The following is a 16,990-nucleotide window of genomic DNA, read 5'->3' as shown; positions in this document are numbered from 1 at the left end:
GCTATCTCAAGGTTGGATCGAGCTTGTCGCGCAGCCAGTCGCCGAGCACCGAGACCGCCAGCGTGGTGAACACGATGGTCAGCGCCGGCGCGAGCATGATCCAGGGCGCGCGCGTGATGTATTCGCGGCCATACCCAACCATGTTGCCGAGGCTCGTCATCGGCGGCTGCACGCCGAGCCCGAGAAAGGACAGGCCGCTTTCCAGCAGGATCACCTCGGGGAAGACCAGCGTCATCGAGACGATCAGCGTCGAGGCGATATTGGGCAGGATGTGGCGCAGATAGACACGGATCGGCGAGGCGCCGAGCTGGCGGCAGGCCGAGGCGTAGCCCTGCGCGCTGGCGGAGATGGCCAGTCCGCGCGAGATGCGGGCATAGCGCTCCCAGCCGAACAGACCCATCAGGCCGATCAGCAGCGCCAGCGAATTGCCGAAGAAGGCCAGCACCGACAGGGCCAGGATCAGGAAGGGCATCGAGGCCTGGAAATCTGCCAGCATGAGAACGATCTGCTCGACCAGGCCCCGGAAATAGGCGGCGAGGAAGCCGAGCGTCGTCCCCAGCACCGCGGAGATGATCGAGGCGCCGAAGGCGATCAGCAGCGAGATGCGGATCGAGATCAGCAACCGCGAGAGCACGTCCCGGCCGAGTTCGTCGGTGCCCAGGATATGGGGCAGCGTCCCCGGCGGCACGAGCCGGTTGCGCAGGTTCGGCGCGGTGTAGACGAAGGGGCTGATCAGCGGCGCGACGATGGCGACGAGGACCATCGCGATCAGCCAGAGAAGCGCGATCTTGACCAGGAGCGGCATGTCCTGGCCCGGCCAGCGACGGCCAAGCGCGGGATGGCTCGCGGTGGCGGGGGAGAGCGCCTGATCACTCATGCCGCTTTTCCCACCGTCTGCCGCAGGCGCGGATCGAGGAAGCCGTAGAGAAAATCGACGATGAGGTTGGAGCTCACCATCGTGGCGGCGACCAGAAGCAGGATGCACTGCACCACCGCCAGATCGCGGTTCGAAACCGCAACGACCAGCAGCCTGCCGACACCGGGCCAGGAGAACACGCTCTCGACCACGACAGCCCCGGCGATCAGCGTGCCGATCATGAAGCCGATGATCGTCACGGTCGGGATCGCGGCATTGGGCAGGGCGTGACCGATGATGACGTCGCGCCACGGCACGCCCTTGGCGCTGGCCGTGCGAATGAAGGGCTGGCCGAGCACTTCGAGCATGGCGCTGCGGGTGAAGCGCGCGAGCACTGCCGCTCCGCCGATGCCGAGCGTCAGCACGGGCAGGATCGCATGGCGCCAGCTGTCCTGGCCGCCCGACGGCAGCCAGCCAAGCTTGACCGCGAAGACCAGCACGAGCGTCAGGCCGAGCACGAAACTGGGGATGGTGAAGCCCGCCACCGAGAGCATCATCACCAGACGGTCGGCTAGGCTGCCGCGATGCAGGGCGGCGTAGATGCCGGCGGGAACGCCGACGCACAGCTTGATGGCGAGCGCCGGCAGCGTCAGCGCCAGCGTCACCGGAATGCGCTCCGCCACCAGTTCGATCGCGGAGCGGCCGTCGCGCATCGAGCGGCCGAGCTCGCCCTGCGCGATCGCCCCGAAATAGTGGAAATACTGAAGCCAGAGCGGATCATCGAGACCCCAGGCCGCCCGGAAGGCGGCGATCGCTTCGGGCGGCGCCTCGGGGCCGAGGATGATCTGCGCCGGATCGCCCGACAGGCGCAGCACGATGAAGGCGAAGGTCACCACCAGCGCGATGGTGATCATGGCGCGGCCGAACCGGATGGCGAAATAGCGCAGCATCACGCAGCCTTGCCCATCATCGTGCTGGACGGTTCGACCAGATGGCAGGCGACACGGCGGCCAAAGCCCTGTTCGACGGATCGCAGCACGGGGGCTTCCCGCTTGCAACGATCGATGGCCAGCGGACAGCGGGGATGGAAGCTGCAGCCGCCGGGCCGGTTGGCTGGGTTCGGCGGCTCGCCCGTCAGCACGATGCGGGCATGACCACTGCTGCGCTTTGTGACCGGCGCCGCCGAGACGAGGGCGCGCGTATAGGGGTGCAGCGGCGCGGCGAACAGATCATCCGCATCGCCCTCCTCGACGAAATCGCCGAGATACATCACCGCCACGCGGTTGGAGACCTGCCGCACCACGCGCAGATCATGGCTGATGAACAGCATGGCGAGCCCAAATTCGGCCTGCAGATCGACGAGAAGATTGACCACCTGCGCCTGGATCGACACGTCGAGCGCCGAGACGGGCTCGTCGCAGACCAGGAAGTCCGGCCTGGTCATCAAGGCGCGCGCCAGCACGACGCGCTGGCGCTGGCCGCCGGACAATTCGTGCGGATAGCGGGTCATCTGTTCGGCCGACAGCCCGACGCGGGCGAGCATCTCCTGCGCCAGCGGAAGGCGCCGGGCCGGTTCGCCGATCTTGTGGATGTCGAGCGGCTCCTGAACCTGGACGATGACCGGCAGGCGGCGGTCGAGCGCGCCGAGCGGGTCCTGATAGATCATCTGCATGCGCGCGCGCTGCGCCCGCCAGGCGGGCGAGCCCGAGGCCGGCATTGGCTGGCCGGCAAAGCGGACCTCGCCTTCGTCGGGAGCCTCGAGGCCGAGCGCCATGCGGCCCATAGTGGACTTGCCGGAACCGGACTCGCCGACGATGCCGAGCGTCTCGCCGGCGGCGATGCTGAAGCTGACGCGGTTGACCGCGCGAACCTGGGTGATCGCGCCAAACAGGCCCCGCCGCGAACCATAGGTCCGCGACAGATCCGTGGCGGTGAGAAGGGCTTCGCTCATGCCAGCTCAAGCTCGCGCTCGACCGTGGGAGCCGGAACCTCCGGCTCGAACACGCAGGCCACGCGCCTGCCGGTTGCGGCGTTACGCAGAGCGGGCAGCGTCTCCCGGCAGATCTCGGCCGCCTGCGTGCAACGCGGTGCGAAGGCGCAGCCCTTTGGCAGCGCGCGCGGATCGGGCACCACACCGGGAATCGAGACCAGCTTGCGACGCGCGCCACCGAGCGGCGGCAGCGAGTTCAGGAGACCCTGCGCATAGGGGTGATGGGGCGCGGCGAAGAGTTCGGCAGCCGGCGCTTCCTCGACGATGCGCCCGGCATACATCACCGCGACGCGGTCGCAGGTTTCGGCGATGACGCCGAGGTCGTGGCTGATCAGCACCAGCGCCATGCCCATCTCGCGGCGCACCGTGTTGATCAGATCGAGGATCTGCGCCTGGATGGTCACGTCGAGCGCCGTGGTCGGCTCGTCGGCCACCAGGATGTCGGGCTCGCCGGCCAGCGCCATCGCGATCATGACGCGCTGGTTCTGCCCGCCGGAGAACTCGTGCGGATAGGCGGAGAGGCGCCGTTCCGCATCGGGAATGCCGACGAGATCGAACAGCCGCTTGGCCTCGGCCTTGATCGCACGACCGGACAGCCCGCGGTGCAGCGACAAAGCCTCGCCGATCTGCGTGCCGACCTTGAGCACGGGATTAAGCGCGCTGGTCGGGTCCTGGAAGATCATGGCGACGCGGCCGCCGCGCACCTTGTCGAGTGCAGCGGGCTTGGCGCCCACCAGTTCCAGATCATCGAGCCTGGCGCTGCCGGAGATCTGCGCCTTGCCGGGCAAGAGGCCGAGCGCCGCAAGCCAGGTCACGGACTTGCCGGAGCCCGACTCGCCGACGAGGCCCAGCGCCTCGCCCTTGCCGATCGAGAGATCGATGCCGTGCAGCACGGTCACGCCATCGAAGCGGACCGTCAGACCCGACAGGGTGAGGCGCGTGGCGGGGGCCATGGTTGCGCCCGCCTCAAACATAATTGCCGGGCCGGAAGTCCATGGCGAAGGCCGGCGAGGCCTTCCATTGCAGGGCCTTCGACTTGGCGGTGAAGGTCGCATTCTGGTGCAGCACCGTATAGGCGGGGTCCTCGCGCTCGCAGATCTCCAGCATGCGGCGGAAGGCGGTGCGGCGGCGGGCCCGGTCGGTCGAGGTCTCCAGAACCTCGCAGAGCTGGTTCATTTCGGTGTTGGTCCACTCGCCGATCTGCTGCTGCTGGCCGTTGGGGCCGTGCTGGTTGACGATCGACGACACCGGATCGCTGAAGGGGGCGGAGTTCGACCAGTCGCGCACCGCACGGCTGTCGTTGCGCTGCATGATCTGCGACCAGTTCTCGACCGAGTTGATCTGCACGTTGAGGCCGACCGAGCGCCACATCTCGGTGAGAACCTGCGCGGTGGCGTTCTGGTTGGTGTAGTAGTTGTTCAGCAGGCGATAGGGGATCGGATCGCCCTTGTAGCCGGCCTGCTTCAGCAGGTCGGCGGCCAGCTTCGGGTTGTATTCCGGGACCGTCCAGTCGGCGTGGAACATGTCGCCGTAATACTCCCACTGCAGGCCGGCGGGCACCTTGGTCCGCCCCGCCCAGAGCGAGTCGACGATGGCCTGCCGGTCGATGGCGTGGGTGAAGGCGCGCCGCACCAGCGGGTTCTGCAGCTGGGCATGGTTCTTGTCGAACACCGTCAGGCGGTGATTGAGGATGGTGCCGCCCTGCACCTCGAAGCCGGCGTTCTTCTCGATGTCGCTGATCTGGTCCGGCGGGATGTCGCAGGCGAACTGGTACTGGCCGGAGAGCAGGCCGGCGATACGGCTCGGCACTTCCGGCACCTCGACGAAGCGGATGCGCTTGAGCGGCGGCCGGCCGCCCCAGTATTCGTCATGGGCCTCGAGCGTGAGCGAATTGTCGGGCCGGAACTCGGCCACCTTGTAGGGGCCGGTGGTGATCGGCTTGCGGGCCCAGTCGAGATAGCTGGCGGCGTCTTCCCAGCCCTTGCGGCTCATGATGTCGGAGCCATAGCGCGCCAGGCGGCCTTCCAGCGTCACGTCCGGCGTCGCGTTGTAGAAGCGGACGGTATACTTATCGATGGCGTCGACGCGCAGCAGATCGGGCCAGGCCCGACGCGCCACGGCAGGAATTTCGGCCGGGAGTTCCTTGCCAGGACGCGGCGTCGGGATCGTCTCGAAGGCCTTGATGGTCGAGCGGTTCTTGGCCTCGGTGTTGCCGAACATGCGCTCCCGCGAGAAGGTGAAGACGACATCCTCGGCCGTCAGTTCGGCACCGTTGTGGAACTTCACGCCCTGTCGCAGCTTGAGCTCGACGGTCTGGTCGTCGATGCGCTTCCACTCGGTGGCGAGACCCGGGCGCGGCATCAGATTGCCGAGCCAGTCCTTGCCGATCAGCGGCTCCCAGAGCGAGGTGAAGAAGATGCGCTCGCCGACATTGGACTGCTCGCGCAGGACATCGAGCGTGTTGGAGTTGACGATCTTCTGCACGGCAATGGTGATCGACGGGCGGTTGTCCGACTGGCCGATGGCGAATTGCGGCAGGGCGGATGCGCCCAGTGTCGCTGCGCCGAACTGCAATGTCTTGCGTCGCGTGAAAGCCACCATGACCGTCTCTCCGTCTCGTGAAACACCGCTGCCGGGCTGCGTCGGGAAGGCGCCCGATCCACAGACCGGGCTCCCAGCGCCATGGACTGAGTTATATTCAGTCAGGACAACAGTCGGATGACACGAAGCTCGGTCGACTGAGGAATTACTGCGCCAATCCCAGGGCGAGCAGATGGTCGGCGCCGGCCCTGACGGTGTCCTTGTTGCGGACTTCGAGGATCAGACGCGGGTTGCTGTTCAGCCCCGCGAGCGCGCGGAAGACGGAACTCCAGCGGATGTTGCCCTCGCCGGGATTCCAGTGGCGGTCGGCATAGCCATCCGTATCCTGGAGATGGACGTGGTGGAGCATGTCGCCTGCGGCGTGAACGAAGTAATCGACCGGCGGGCCGCCGGTCGAGCCATGGGCATAATTGGCGTGGCCGGTGTCGATCGAGACGCGGACGAACTCGCTGTCGAAGGAGCGGGCGAGGTCGACGCGGATATGGGCGTCCTTGTCCTCGATGTTCTCGATGACGAGCACGACGCCCATGTCGGCCGCACGCCGGACGGCGTCGCCGATCGCGGCATGCGTCAGTTCGATGGTCAGCTGGCGCGCATTCTGGTGATCGTCGAGGTTGTTGTAGTCCCAGGTCGTGTAGGGCGAATGGATCACCATCTGGGTCGCGCCGAGATGGGCGCAGACATCCAGCCCCTGATGCATGCGCTTGTGGACGATGGCCCGCACATCGGGGTCCTTCGAGGCGATGTTGAAGCCCCAGAACGGCCCGTGAATGCCCAAGCGCCCGGTATGGCCGTCGAGCGCCTTCAGGACATCGTCGGCCAGCGGCTTCCAGTCGCCGTTCAGGACGTCGGCCAGGAAAAAGTCCTGCACCTCCACATCGCGCTGTTTGTCGAGAATCCAGTCGCGGTGAAGGCGGAGACCGGCGAGCGGGAGCGCGGCGCCGAGAATGGGCAAGGCCTGATGCATGGTCATAGGGACGGTCCAGAGTAGCGGGGGGAAATCGGAACGGGCGCTTCAGTAAAGACGCTGCCGCAACGGCTTTGAATAATCCACAAGGCAGTGACGCGGGGATGACAGCTTCACTCAATAGACGAGCAAGAGCCGATTCTAACGGGCTGCGTAGCCGGCTATCAACAGTCGGGCGACAACCGTCGGAGCAAGCCAATCTCGGTCCCCGGCAAGCCCGCCGCATTTTGGCCACCGGAAGCCCGAAGCCACCTGCGCACGGCATCAGCCGGGGTCGCAGGCCGGGATCAATGCGACGCCGAATCCGACGCGATCTCTTCACCCGTCATGCCGGCCGCAGCGAGGTGCCTCCGCAGGGGCCGGGGCGGCATGTTGGTGGTGGTGCCGCCAATCTCGGTCCAGCGCGAGGTATCCTGCGCGATCATCATGCGGGGCTCGACGAGCTCGTGGCGAATCTTGCCGCCGTCGAGCGTCCAGACCAGATAGCCCGGCCGCGACCAGCGCCGCCATTTGCGCCATTGGCGCTCGAAATGGACCATCGCCGTCGGCGGAGCCCAGACGATGCCCATGCCTTGATAGCGGATGCGGCGATAGACGTGCAGATGACCGCAGGCGATCACCTTGACGCCCGCATCGCGACAGGTTTCCAGCAGCGCCCGCCGCGCCGGATGAGGCACGCATGAGGTGGTCGGGCGCTCGTCCTTCGGGTCGGTCTCGAAGGGCGGCATATGCATGAACACCATCGCCTGGCGGGTGCCGCGCGAGGCGAGCTGCGTGCGCAGGAAGGCCAACTGCGTCGCCTCCTCCGCCAGGCCCGACGCCATCACAGCGCTATCGAGCCCGATGAGCCGCCAGCTCCCGAGATCGTGGCTCCACCACATCGGGCCCACCGCCGTCGTCCAGGCTGCCATGCGCGCCGTGTCGATCGGCTGGTCGAGCCGCGAGAAGGGCGGGGCCTCGCCGATGTCGTGGTTGCCCGCCAGCGTCAGCACCGGTGCCGGCAGGCGGTCGAGCTGCGCTTTCGCGAAGCCGAGATCGGCCGGCCGCAACGGCCCGTTGAACGAGATGTCGCCGGTGTGGACGATCAGATCAGGCTGCAGCGCCTGCATCTCGTCGACGAAGACATCGAAATTGTCGATGAAATAGGCGTGGGTTTCCGACAGATGCGTGTCCGAAACCTGGACGACGCGAAGGGGGCGGTCGGCGCCGTTGGCTTCGTTCATCTCAGGCGAAGCTCAGATTGTCGGCGCGCAAATCCATGAAGAAGAAGCTGTAGGGCGTCCAATTGACCTTCTTCTTCACGCCGTAGGTTTCCAGCGGCTGGTATAGGATCGTGCCGGGGCAGGCGTCCTCATAAACGTCGAGCATCTGGGCAAACAGCGCCTTGCGCTTGAGCGGATCGGTCTCGCCGAGCAGGGCGCGACCGGCCGTGTTGAAGGGGGCGGCATCCGCCTCGGCAAAGGCCTTGGTGGTCTGGAAGGCCGAGGCCGGGCCCCAGCTCGGCCAGATCGCGCCAAGCGGATCCGGGAAGCGGGTCGAGTTCGAGGTGTTGCCGACCTGCTGACCGGGGCCCTGCATCTGGGCGAAGTTCTCGACCACCTGCAGGCGCGCGTCGATGCCGACCGCCTTCCACATCTCGACGATGATCTGCGCGGCATCGAGCGCGCCGGTGTAGTAGTTCGGCATGGTGCGATAGGTGATCGGCTCGCCCTTGTAGCCGGCTTCGCGCAGCAGCGTGCGGGCCCGGTCGGGGTTGAAGGGGAGACCACGCCCTTCGAGGAACATCTCGCCATATTCGGGATAGTTGTGCGAGGGCGGGATCACCGCCTTGCCCAGCCACAGCGCATCGACCAGCTTCTGCCGGTCGATAGCGACCGCCAGGGCCTGCCGGATGCGCTTGTCCGAGGTGCCGGCGCCGCGCGCATCGAAGGTCAGCAGATGGCTGTTGGCCAGCACGACCGAGCGCGCCTCGACATCCTTGTAGCTCGACATGACCTGGATCTGGTCCGGCGGCACGTTGGTGATCAGGTCGAACTCGCCGGAGACGAGGCCGGCGATGCGGGTCGACAATTCCGGCACTTCGCGGAAGGTGACGCGCCGCGCGTTGGGGCGGCCCATCCAGTAGCCGTCGAAGGCCTCGAACTCCATGAACTCGTTGGCGCGCATGCGGGAGAACCGGAAGGGGCCGGTCCCCACCGGGTTCTTGCCGAAGCCGTCGAGGCCGACCTGCTCGTAATGGCGCTTGTTGACGATCCAGGAGCACCAGGAGGCGAGTCGCTGCTCCATCAGCACATCGGGCGCACGCGTCTTGAACCGCACGGTGTGCCGGTCGATCGCCTCGACGGCCTCGAGCGTCCCGAAGAACGGGCGACCGCCCGGGATCTCGGCCTTGTCACCCCAGAGACGGCCGTCCCGGAAGGTGTAGGCGACATCCTCGGCGGTCATCTCGTCGCCATTGTGGAACTTCACGTCCGGCCGGAATTTCACCACCAGCGAACGCGGATTCTCGCGCTCCCAGGACAAGGCGAGATGCGGCAGCAGTTTCGAGCCGCCACCGCCCGGCTGGCTCTTGAAGTCGCGCCGGATCACCGTGTCGAAGACGGAATAGGTGACGCGCGTGCCGACATTGTTCAGCTCCATCGCCGGCTCGAGAACCTTGGGCAATTCGGCGACGGCCACCGTCAGGGCGGGGCGCCTGTCGGTCTGCGCAAAGGCATGCGGGGTGGTGACGACGAACGGTGCGGCAACGGCGCCCTGAACGAAACGACGGCGATTGAGCGACATGGCGAACCCTCCAAAACGGCTTCTGACGGCTATTGCGCGCATGCGACACGGCCATGACGTATTGAATAAAACTCAGGATTTGATCAGGCGGGACTGTCGAGCGTCGGGTCGAGCCGGTCGCGCAGCCAGTCCCCGAACAGGCTGACGGACAGCGTCGTGAGGAAGATCACCAGGCCGGGGCACACCGCGATCCACCAGGCTTGCAGGAGGTAGTTGCGGCCCGCGCCCAGCATCTGGCCGAGCGATGTGCCGGGCGGCTGCACGCCGAGACCCAGGAAGGACAGCGTGGTCTCCAGCAGGATCACCCAGGGAAAGGTGATCGTCATCTGCACCACCAGCGAGGCGGCGATATTGGGCAGGACATGCCTCAGGTTGACGCGATTGGTCGTCGCCCCCAGCGCCTTCACCGCCCGCACATAGAGGGCCGCTTGCTCGGAGATCACGAGGCCGCGCACGAGACGGGTATAGCGCTCCCAGCCTTCGAGACTGACCAGCACGACGAAGATCAGCAGGTTCGACCCGACCAGGGCGATGAAGGCGATGGCGATGAAGAAAGCCGGCAGGGCCGCCTGCACATCCACCATCATCATGATGACATCGTCGAGCCAGCCTCTGCGGCGGGCGGCGACGTAGCCCAGCACGGTTCCGATCGCCGCGCCGATCAGCGTTCCCGCCAGCGCGATCGCGATCGAGGTCCGGATTCCGTAGATCATGCGGCTGAGAATATCGCGCCCGAGATGGTCCGTGCCCAGCACATAGGCCCAGTCCCCGCCCCAGAACACCGGCGGGCGGAGGCGGCGGGCGAGGTTCTGCGTGGCAAAATCATAAGGCGCGATCACGGGCGCGAGCAGCGACACGACGACCATCAGCATCAGGAACCCGAGCGCCAGCCGGATGCTGAACGGCATGGCGCGCGTGGGTGCTGGACGCGCGCCGGCCGCGTCGGTGCGGCCCATCAGAGGCTCGGTGGCGCTCATGAGGCCTGGCCCTTGGCGCCCAGCACATCGATGCGCGGGTCGATCAAAGCGTGGATGATGTCGACGGCCAGGTTCGAGACGATGATGACGCCCGCGACGAACAGGATCGCGGTCTGAATCACCGCCAGATCGCGCACGCCGGCCGACGACACCAGCAGGCGGCCGACGCCGGGCCAGGCGAAGATCGTCTCGGTGACGGCGGCGCCGGCAAACAGCAGGCCGGTTTCGATCCCCAGAAACATCAGCAGCGGCACCGCCGCATTGGGAAAGACGTGGCGCAGCAGCACGGGCAGCCGCGGAACGCCCTTGGCGCGTGCCGTCCGCACGAAACTCTGGCCCAGGACCTCGAGCATCGCCGTGCGGGTAAAGCGCGCGATCTTGCCGAGCAGGCCCGCCGCGAGCGTCAGCGTCGGCATGACCAGATGCCACCACGTTTCCGTACCCGACGATGGAAGCCAGCGCAAAGTCAGGGCAAACAGCAGGATCAGCAGGATGCCGAGAAAGAAGGTCGGGATCGAAAAGCCCAGCACGGCGATGGACATGACGATCCGGTCCAGCGCCGAATTATGCTTCAGCGCGGCCAGCATCCCCAGCGGAATGCCGATGATCAGCGCCAGGCAGAGCGCCGCGGCGGCCAGGAGCAACGTGTTGGGAATGGCCTCGGCCACGACGATGGCGGCCGAACGGCCATCCGCGAACGACACCCCGAGATCGCCGCGTGTCACGGCAAGCAGGAAGCGGGCGTACTGCTCCGCAATCGGTCGATCGATGCCCCAGCGCTCGCGATACTCGGCCTTAACCTCGGGTGTGGTATCGTCGGGCAGGAGAATATCGGTCGGGTCGCCGGCCAGCCGCAGGACGACGAACACGGCCGTGACGCAGATGGCGAGCGTCAGAAATGCCCGCATCATCCGCCGGACGATGAAGTTCAGCATGCCGTTCCCATCCGCGACCGGTGACCTTCGCCTCGGAGCGGGGCCACTGTCTGTCCCCTGCTGGATTGCAGAATCCTCAGTCGCCTAGGGCCGCCAGGTGTCAGCGACGTGACAGCCGCAAGGCCAGCCCATCCGTCGGTGAGCGCGACGTCTGGACGGCACGTCCTGGCTGCACGGGCCGGCCGAGGCGCAATGCTGCCGCGGTCGCCACCCGCGAGAGCGGTATCCCGTCGCTAGGGAAGGTTTTCCCGGAGGACGATCTCCGTTCGCGGCCGCTCGATGCCCTGCGTCGCGAGCCGGCCGGCACGCAGATTGGCGAAGATGGAGACGCAATCCATCATCGCGGCCTGCGGATTCTGGGTGATCACGGCGTCCATCGCCCCTTCGATCAGGAGGCTGCGCGTGTCGGGCGTCAGGCCGTGGCCGACGAAGACGACCTCATGCTGCCGCCCTGCCTCCTTCAGCGCCCGCGCAATCCCCTCCGGTCCGCCGCCGATATTGTAGATGCCGGCGAGATCGGGGTGCTGCGCCAGCAGCGTCTTGGTCTGCCGGTAGTTCCTGGCCTCCTCGTCATGCCCTTCGCGCAGGCCGACGACCTGGATCGCGGGAAACAGATCCTCGAACAGATGCAGGAAGCCCATCTCGCGCTCTTCATGAGCCCGGTAGCTCAGGCTGCCGGCGATCATCGCAACCTTGGCGGGCCGGGCGCCGATGAAGCGGGCGATCAGGTAGCCGGCAGTTCGCCCCGCCGAGCGGTTGTCGAGCCCGACATAGGCCACGCGCCTCGTGTTGGCGATGTCGGAGATCAGCGTGACTGCGGGGACACCGCGCTCGGCCAGCGAGTCGACCGCCTCGCGCACCGTCGGATGCTCGAGGGCCATGAAGGCGATGCCATCGACCTCTCGCCCGATTTTCTTGAGGTGCTGCGCCAGCAGTTCGGGCTTGAAACTCTCGATGGTGTCCACCCGCGCCCGCATGTTGAAGGACGCCAGCTGCGCCTGCGAGCCGCCGATCAACCGGCCGAGCATGCCGAGAAAGCGGTTGCTGCCGGCCGGCAACAGGAAGGCCAGCCGCCAGGGCCGCAACGCGCTCGCGGGCTGCGCCTCGTCGATGACGTAACCGATCTCGCCCGCCGCCTTCAGCACGCGCTGGACCGTGACGGCCCGCACGCCGGGGCGTCCGTTCAAGACACGGTCCACCGTCGCGGTCGAGACGCCGGCCTGCTGCGCGACATCGTCGATCCGGGTCGAGCGGCGACGCTGGGGCCGGGCTTCGGCGGGGTCTATGCTCATCGAAAACCCATCAAAAACCATCAAGAATTGAGTTTGACGTCCATCAGCACGGCTTCCTATCGTTTGCGGAAGAAAACCACAAACAAACAGATCGCACAGCGATCCAGGGAGGTAGAGATGACTGTTCCGACCCGCCGCTCGGTCCTGCGGAGCCTTGCCGCCACGCCTGCGATCTCGTTCATCGCCATGCCGCATGTCGCGCGCGCAGCAGAGTTCGACCTGAAATACGGCAACAACCTGCCGCTGAGCCACCCGCTCAACATCCGCGCCCAGGAGGCGGCCGAGCGCATCGCCAAGGAGAGCAACGGCCGGGTCGAGATCAAGATCTTCCCCAACAACCAGCTCGGCGGCGACACCGACATGCTCAGCCAGGTGCGCAATGGCGGCATCACCTTCTTCACGCCCTCGGCGCTGGTCATCGCCACGCTGGTGCCGGTGGCGGCGATCAACGCGGTGGGCTTTGCCTTCGCCGATTACGACCAGGTCTGGAAGGCGATGGACGGCAAGGTCGGCGCCCATGTCCGCGAGGCGATCGCCAAGGCGAACCTGTTCGCCTTCGAGAAGATGTGGGACAACGGCTTTCGCCAGATGACGACGTCGGGCAAGCCAATCGAGACCGCCAAGGACATGGCCGGCCTGAAGATCCGCGTGCCGGTGAGCCCGCTCTCGATCTCGATGTTCAAGGCGCTCGACGCCGCCCCCGCCAGCCTGCAGTTCTCGGAAGTCTATTCGGCCCTGCAGACCCGGGTCGTCGATGCGCAGGAGAACCCGCTCCCGATCATCCAGGTCGCGAAGCTGTTCGAGGTGCAGAAGAACTGCGCGATCTCGAACCATATCTGGGACGGCTTCTGGTTCATCGCCAATGGCCGCGCCTGGCGCGGCCTGCCGGCGGACATCCAGAAGATCGTCGGCGACGCGATCAACGATGCCGGCGTCAAGCAGCGCGGCGACATCAAGGCCCTCAACGCGACCGTCCAGGCCGATCTCCAGTCCAAGGGGCTGGCCTTCAACAAGACCGATCCCGAGACCTTCCGCGCCAAGCTCCGCGAGGCCGGCTTCTACAAGGAGTGGCAGGAGCGGTTCGGCGCAGAGGCCTGGGGACTGCTCGAAGGTGCCGTCGGCAAGCTCGCCTGAGCGACGACCCACACCCTCGACCCGGGCGAAGGCCAGGACCGGCGGCGCCCCGCCGCCGGGCGTTCCGGCCTTCGCCTCATCGCAACCGTCTCGTGAACGACCCCGGACGCCTGCGATTCAAGGCCTCCGCCACCGACATGACAAGGGCATTCCCATGAGCCGCTTCTTCGGCCAGATCCGCCAGGCGGGCTATGTCGTCCCCGATATCGAGGCCGCGATGGATTACTGGAGCCGCGTGCTCGGCGTCGGTCCGTTCTTTTACAACCCCAAGGTTCCGATCCGGAACTACCGCTACCGGGGCCAGTCCTACGAGCCGCACAACTCGGTTGCGCTGGCCAATTCCGGGCCGCTCCAGATCGAGCTGATCCAGTGCCGCAACGCCGTGCCCTCCATGTACAAGGACTTCACCGATGCCGGCCACTCAGGCCTGCAGCATGTCGCCTACTGGACCTCCGACTACGACGCCGATCTCGAGCGGCTGACGAAACAGGGCTTCGAGCCGGTGATGTCGGGCGAGGTCGGCGAGCGCGGGCGCTTCGTCTATTTCGACACGCATTACCACCCCGGCACCGTGATCGAACTCTCGGAGGTCGCCGGCCCCAAGGGCGAGATGTTCCGCCTGATCCGCGAGGCGTCGGAAGCCTGGGACGGCAAGGACCCTGTCCGGCCGTTTCCGGATCTCAGCACGCTCTAGAGCCGACAGCACCAGGCGCGCCATGGTCGGGCTCGACCCGACCATCTCTAAAACCAGTGCGTTCCGGTCTCGGGCTTCTCGGGTCCGCGCTTCGCTGGTCCCGAGAACGACGCCGCCGGAATGGCAGGAATGACGCCGATGAACCCAGCCCGCTTCGAGGCCACCTACCTGATCGAAACGCCGCTCGACCCCGCCAGGGTCGCCGAGATCATGGCGGGCGAGCAGTCGAGCGGCACCTTCACCCGGGTCGCAGGCGAGACCGACGAATTGCGCAGCCGCACCCGTGCGGTCGTGACGTCCGTCGCGGAATGCGAACACGCCGACGCTCCCAGCCTGCCCAATGCCTGGCTGGCGAAGAAGGGCATCGGCGGTCCCTGGCGGCGCGCGCGCGTCTCCATCTCGTTCCCGGTCGACAATGTCGGCGCCAATCTCGCGACGCTGGCCTCGATCGTCGCCGGCAACCTCTATGATCTCGGCGAGGTCACGGGCCTGCGGCTCGACACCATCACCCTGCCGGCCGCGTTCAGGACCCGCTTTCAGATGCCGCGCCAGGGCATCGCCGGCACGCGTGCGCTCACCGGCGCGAGCGATGGACCGATGGTCGGCTCGATCATCAAGCCCAATGTCGGCCTGAGCCCCCAGGAGACGGCCGCGCTCGTCGGCACGCTCTGCGAGGCCGGGCTCGACTTCATCAAGGACGACGAGATTTCAGCCGATCCCCTCCATGCGCCGCTGGCGCAGCGCGTCCCGGCCGTGATGGCGGTGGTCCGGCGCCATCAGGACCGGACCGGCAAGGCGGTGATGATCGCCTTCAACATCACCGACGAGACCGACGCGATGAAGCGTCATGCCGACCTCGTGGCGCGCGAAGGCGGGACCTGCGTCATGGCGAGCCTCAACTGGTGCGGCTTCTCTGCGGTCGAGACGCTGCGCCGCGCGACGGACCTCGCCCTGCATGGCCATCGCAACGGCTTCGGCGCGCTTTCGCGCCACCCGATGCTCGGCATCTCGTTCCAGGCCTATCAGACGCTCTGGCGGCTGGCCGGCGTCGACCACATGCATGTCCACGGCTTGCAGGGAAAGTTCGCGCAGGAGGACGAGGAGGTCGTGTCCTCGGCGAAGGACTGCGTCACGCCGCTCAGCCAGGGCATCGACGACCGCGTGCTGCCAGCCTTCTCCTCGGGCCAATGGGCCGGCACCGCGCAGCCGACCTTCGACGCCATCGGTCACTGCGACCTGCTGTTCATGGCGGGGGGCGGCATCCTCGCCCATCCCGGCGGGCCGGCGGCCGGGGTCGCCAGCATCCGCCAGGCCTGGGCGGCGGTCGCAGCCGGCCAGACATTGACCGAAGCGGCCATCGCGCATCCGGAGCTGCGGCAGGCGCTCGCCTTCTTCGGCAGGTCCACGGCTTGATCCCCGCCATGGCCGCCCCTGGCCCCCGCTATGGCTGGTATGGCGACGATTTCACCGGCGCGACCGACACACTGGCCACGCTGGCGGAGCGGAACATCCGGGCGTTGCTGTTCCTGCGCCTTCCGACCCGGGAACAGCGCACGGCGGCCGGCCCGCTCGACGCGATCGGTCTCGCGGGCGCCACGCGCGCCATGGCGCCTGACGCCATGGCCGGGGAACTCGCCCTGGCCGGTCGCTTCTTCGCCGAGACCGGCGTCGGCATCCTCCACTACAAATGCTGCTCGACCTTCGACAGCGCGCCGCATATCGGCAGCATCGGCGCGGCGGCGCGGGCGCTGCGACCGCATTTCCCCCACCCGCTCCTGCCCGTCGTCGGTGGCCAGCCCAATCTCGGACGCTACTGCCTGTTCGGCCAGCTCTTCGCGGCGGCCGGCAGCGGTGGCGCGGTCCACCGGATCGACCGCCATCCGACGATGAGCGTCCACCCGGTGACGCCGATGGCGGAAGCCGATCTGCGCCGGCATCTGGCGGCGCAGGGGCTCGAACCGGTCGCGCTCGTCGATTACCGCGCCTATGATCGGGCCGAGGCCGAGGGCGCGCTCGGGCTGCCTCCCGGCCCCGGCCCGCATACCGTTCTGTTCGACGTGTCCCGCAGCGAGGACCTCGCGGTCATCGGCGCGCTGCTTTGGGCGCGCATGACGGAGGGCCCGATGCTCGCCATCGGCCCGAGCAGCGTCGCGCTGGCGCTAGCGACGTCGTGGCCGGGGCGTCGGCAGCCCGCGATCGCGTCACCGGCCCCGCCACCGCGCAACGGTCCGGTTCTGGCCCTCGTCGGCAGCCTGTCGCCCGTGACACGGCTCCAGGTCGCGGCTTCATCGGCCTACGCGCCCATCGGCATCGACGCCCATTGCCTGCTGTCGGAACCCGCCTACGGCCTGGCGCTGGCACAGGATGCCGAGGCCATTCTCGCCGGCGGACAGAACGTCATGCTTGTCACCGAGGCGGTGCGGCAGGCCCCCGCAGCCGCCACCGACGTCGCGATGGCGACCGGGCGGCTCTTGCAGGGCATCCTGAGTGCGGTCGCGATCCGCCGCCTCGTCATCGCGGGCGGCGACACGGCGAGCCTAGCCGTCCGGTCGCTGGACATCTGGGGACTGTCTTACCGCGCGCCTCTGGCACCAGGCGTCCCGCTCTGCCGGGCCCATAGCGACGTGGCGCGCCTCGATGGTCTCGATATCGTGCTGAAGGGCGGGCAAATGGGGCCGGCCGATTTCTTCGATGCCGTAGCCGACCCGTGCTGATCAGGCGGGTGAGAGACCGGCCCGCGAGCCGGATCCGCCTCCGCCT

At 67.2% G+C, this 16,990-nt stretch carries 15 protein-coding genes; 4 read left to right on the top strand and 11 right to left on the bottom strand.

Annotated elements, in window-relative coordinates; genetic code table 11:
- Position 1 precedes the first annotated feature (1 nt).
- The 11 genes from Q8S38_RS03620 to Q8S38_RS03570 form a co-directional block, all read right to left on the bottom strand.
- The gene (locus tag Q8S38_RS03620; RefSeq protein WP_371125823.1) at positions 2-877 is read right to left on the bottom strand and encodes an ABC transporter permease; all 876 of its coding nucleotides are present in this window, start codon (positions 875-877) and stop codon (positions 2-4) included.
- The gene (locus Q8S38_RS03615) at positions 874-1,806 is read right to left on the bottom strand and encodes an ABC transporter permease (RefSeq protein WP_305679061.1); all 933 of its coding nucleotides are present in this window, start codon (positions 1,804-1,806) and stop codon (positions 874-876) included. Before Q8S38_RS03615 ends, Q8S38_RS03620 begins: the two co-directional genes overlap by 4 nt.
- Positions 1,806-2,807, bottom strand: coding sequence for an ABC transporter ATP-binding protein (locus Q8S38_RS03610; RefSeq protein ID WP_305679060.1), 1,002 nt, complete (start codon positions 2,805-2,807; stop codon positions 1,806-1,808). The genes Q8S38_RS03615 and Q8S38_RS03610 overlap by 1 nt, the downstream gene beginning before the upstream one ends.
- The gene (locus Q8S38_RS03605; RefSeq protein ID WP_305679059.1) at positions 2,804-3,799 is read right to left on the bottom strand and encodes an ABC transporter ATP-binding protein; all 996 of its coding nucleotides are present in this window, start codon (positions 3,797-3,799) and stop codon (positions 2,804-2,806) included. Before Q8S38_RS03605 ends, Q8S38_RS03610 begins: the two co-directional genes overlap by 4 nt.
- A gap of 13 nt (positions 3,800-3,812) precedes the next feature.
- A complete protein-coding gene (locus Q8S38_RS03600; RefSeq protein WP_305679058.1) occupies positions 3,813-5,447 on the bottom strand; it encodes an ABC transporter substrate-binding protein in 1,635 nt (544 codons plus the stop codon).
- A 145-nt stretch (positions 5,448-5,592) separates the two neighbouring features.
- On the bottom strand, positions 5,593-6,414 hold the full coding sequence (locus tag Q8S38_RS03595; RefSeq protein WP_305679364.1) for a sugar phosphate isomerase/epimerase family protein: 822 nt from the start codon (positions 6,412-6,414) through the stop codon (positions 5,593-5,595).
- 287 nt (positions 6,415-6,701) lie between these two features.
- Positions 6,702-7,637, bottom strand: coding sequence for a metallophosphoesterase family protein (locus Q8S38_RS03590; protein WP_305679057.1), 936 nt, complete (start codon positions 7,635-7,637; stop codon positions 6,702-6,704).
- 1 nt (position 7,638) lies between these two features.
- Complete coding sequence (locus Q8S38_RS03585) at positions 7,639-9,198, bottom strand: ABC transporter substrate-binding protein (protein ID WP_305679056.1); 1,560 nt, start codon at positions 9,196-9,198, stop codon at positions 7,639-7,641.
- An 83-nt stretch (positions 9,199-9,281) separates the two neighbouring features.
- Entirely contained in the window at positions 9,282-10,175 is an 894-nt protein-coding gene (locus tag Q8S38_RS03580; RefSeq protein ID WP_305679055.1) for an ABC transporter permease, read from the bottom strand.
- Entirely contained in the window at positions 10,172-11,110 is a 939-nt protein-coding gene (locus Q8S38_RS03575) for an ABC transporter permease (protein WP_305679054.1), read from the bottom strand. The genes Q8S38_RS03580 and Q8S38_RS03575 overlap by 4 nt, the downstream gene beginning before the upstream one ends.
- A gap of 233 nt (positions 11,111-11,343) precedes the next feature.
- Positions 11,344-12,402, bottom strand: a complete 1,059-nt coding sequence (locus Q8S38_RS03570) for a LacI family DNA-binding transcriptional regulator (protein WP_305679053.1) — start codon at positions 12,400-12,402, stop codon at positions 11,344-11,346.
- A gap of 117 nt (positions 12,403-12,519) precedes the next feature.
- On the opposite strand from Q8S38_RS03570, the gene Q8S38_RS03565 reads away from it, so the two are divergent.
- The 4 genes from Q8S38_RS03565 (at position 12,520) to Q8S38_RS03550 (ending at position 16,944) form a co-directional block, all read left to right on the top strand.
- Positions 12,520-13,536 (top strand): TRAP transporter substrate-binding protein, encoded by a 1,017-nt coding sequence (locus Q8S38_RS03565; RefSeq protein WP_305679052.1) that lies wholly within the window; start codon positions 12,520-12,522, stop codon positions 13,534-13,536.
- Positions 13,537-13,690: 154 nt separating this feature from the next.
- Positions 13,691-14,230: a VOC family protein gene (locus tag Q8S38_RS03560; RefSeq protein ID WP_305679051.1), complete on the top strand. Its 540-nt coding sequence runs from the start codon at positions 13,691-13,693 to the stop codon at positions 14,228-14,230.
- 138 nt (positions 14,231-14,368) lie between these two features.
- Positions 14,369-15,643 (top strand): ribulose-bisphosphate carboxylase large subunit family protein, encoded by a 1,275-nt coding sequence (locus Q8S38_RS03555; protein ID WP_305679050.1) that lies wholly within the window; start codon positions 14,369-14,371, stop codon positions 15,641-15,643.
- An 8-nt stretch (positions 15,644-15,651) separates the two neighbouring features.
- Entirely contained in the window at positions 15,652-16,944 is a 1,293-nt protein-coding gene (locus Q8S38_RS03550) for a four-carbon acid sugar kinase family protein (protein WP_305679049.1), read from the top strand.
- Positions 16,945-16,990: the final 46 nt, after the last annotated feature.

Origin of the sequence: Allobosea sp., from assembly GCF_030695125.1 — a bacterium.
Lineage (GTDB): Bacteria > Pseudomonadota > Alphaproteobacteria > Rhizobiales > Beijerinckiaceae > Allobosea.
The sequence above is the reverse complement of the archived record's forward strand: the minus strand, read 5'-3'. Positions and strand labels throughout refer to the sequence as shown.

Excerpts from the sequence above, each read along its gene's own strand:
- Q8S38_RS03620 (WP_371125823.1), bottom strand. The coding sequence starts at position 877 with ATGAGTGATCAGGCGCTCTCCCCCGCCACCGCGAGCCATCCCGCGCTT.
- Q8S38_RS03615 (WP_305679061.1), bottom strand. The coding sequence starts at position 1,806 with ATGCTGCGCTATTTCGCCATCCGGTTCGGCCGCGCCATGATCACCATC.
- Q8S38_RS03610 (WP_305679060.1), bottom strand. The coding sequence starts at position 2,807 with ATGAGCGAAGCCCTTCTCACCGCCACGGATCTGTCGCGGACCTATGGT.
- Q8S38_RS03605 (WP_305679059.1), bottom strand. The coding sequence starts at position 3,799 with ATGGCCCCCGCCACGCGCCTCACCCTGTCGGGTCTGACGGTCCGCTTC.
- Q8S38_RS03600 (WP_305679058.1), bottom strand. The coding sequence starts at position 5,447 with ATGGTGGCTTTCACGCGACGCAAGACATTGCAGTTCGGCGCAGCGACA.
- Q8S38_RS03595 (WP_305679364.1), bottom strand. The coding sequence starts at position 6,414 with ATGCATCAGGCCTTGCCCATTCTCGGCGCCGCGCTCCCGCTCGCCGGT.
- Q8S38_RS03590 (WP_305679057.1), bottom strand. The coding sequence starts at position 7,637 with ATGAACGAAGCCAACGGCGCCGACCGCCCCCTTCGCGTCGTCCAGGTT.
- Q8S38_RS03585 (WP_305679056.1), bottom strand. The coding sequence starts at position 9,198 with ATGTCGCTCAATCGCCGTCGTTTCGTTCAGGGCGCCGTTGCCGCACCG.
- Q8S38_RS03580 (WP_305679055.1), bottom strand. The coding sequence starts at position 10,175 with ATGAGCGCCACCGAGCCTCTGATGGGCCGCACCGACGCGGCCGGCGCG.
- Q8S38_RS03575 (WP_305679054.1), bottom strand. The coding sequence starts at position 11,110 with ATGCTGAACTTCATCGTCCGGCGGATGATGCGGGCATTTCTGACGCTC.
- Q8S38_RS03570 (WP_305679053.1), bottom strand. The coding sequence starts at position 12,402 with ATGAGCATAGACCCCGCCGAAGCCCGGCCCCAGCGTCGCCGCTCGACC.
- Q8S38_RS03565 (WP_305679052.1), top strand. The coding sequence starts at position 12,520 with ATGACTGTTCCGACCCGCCGCTCGGTCCTGCGGAGCCTTGCCGCCACG.
- Q8S38_RS03560 (WP_305679051.1), top strand. The coding sequence starts at position 13,691 with ATGAGCCGCTTCTTCGGCCAGATCCGCCAGGCGGGCTATGTCGTCCCC.
- Q8S38_RS03555 (WP_305679050.1), top strand. The coding sequence starts at position 14,369 with ATGAACCCAGCCCGCTTCGAGGCCACCTACCTGATCGAAACGCCGCTC.
- Q8S38_RS03550 (WP_305679049.1), top strand. The coding sequence starts at position 15,652 with ATGGCCGCCCCTGGCCCCCGCTATGGCTGGTATGGCGACGATTTCACC.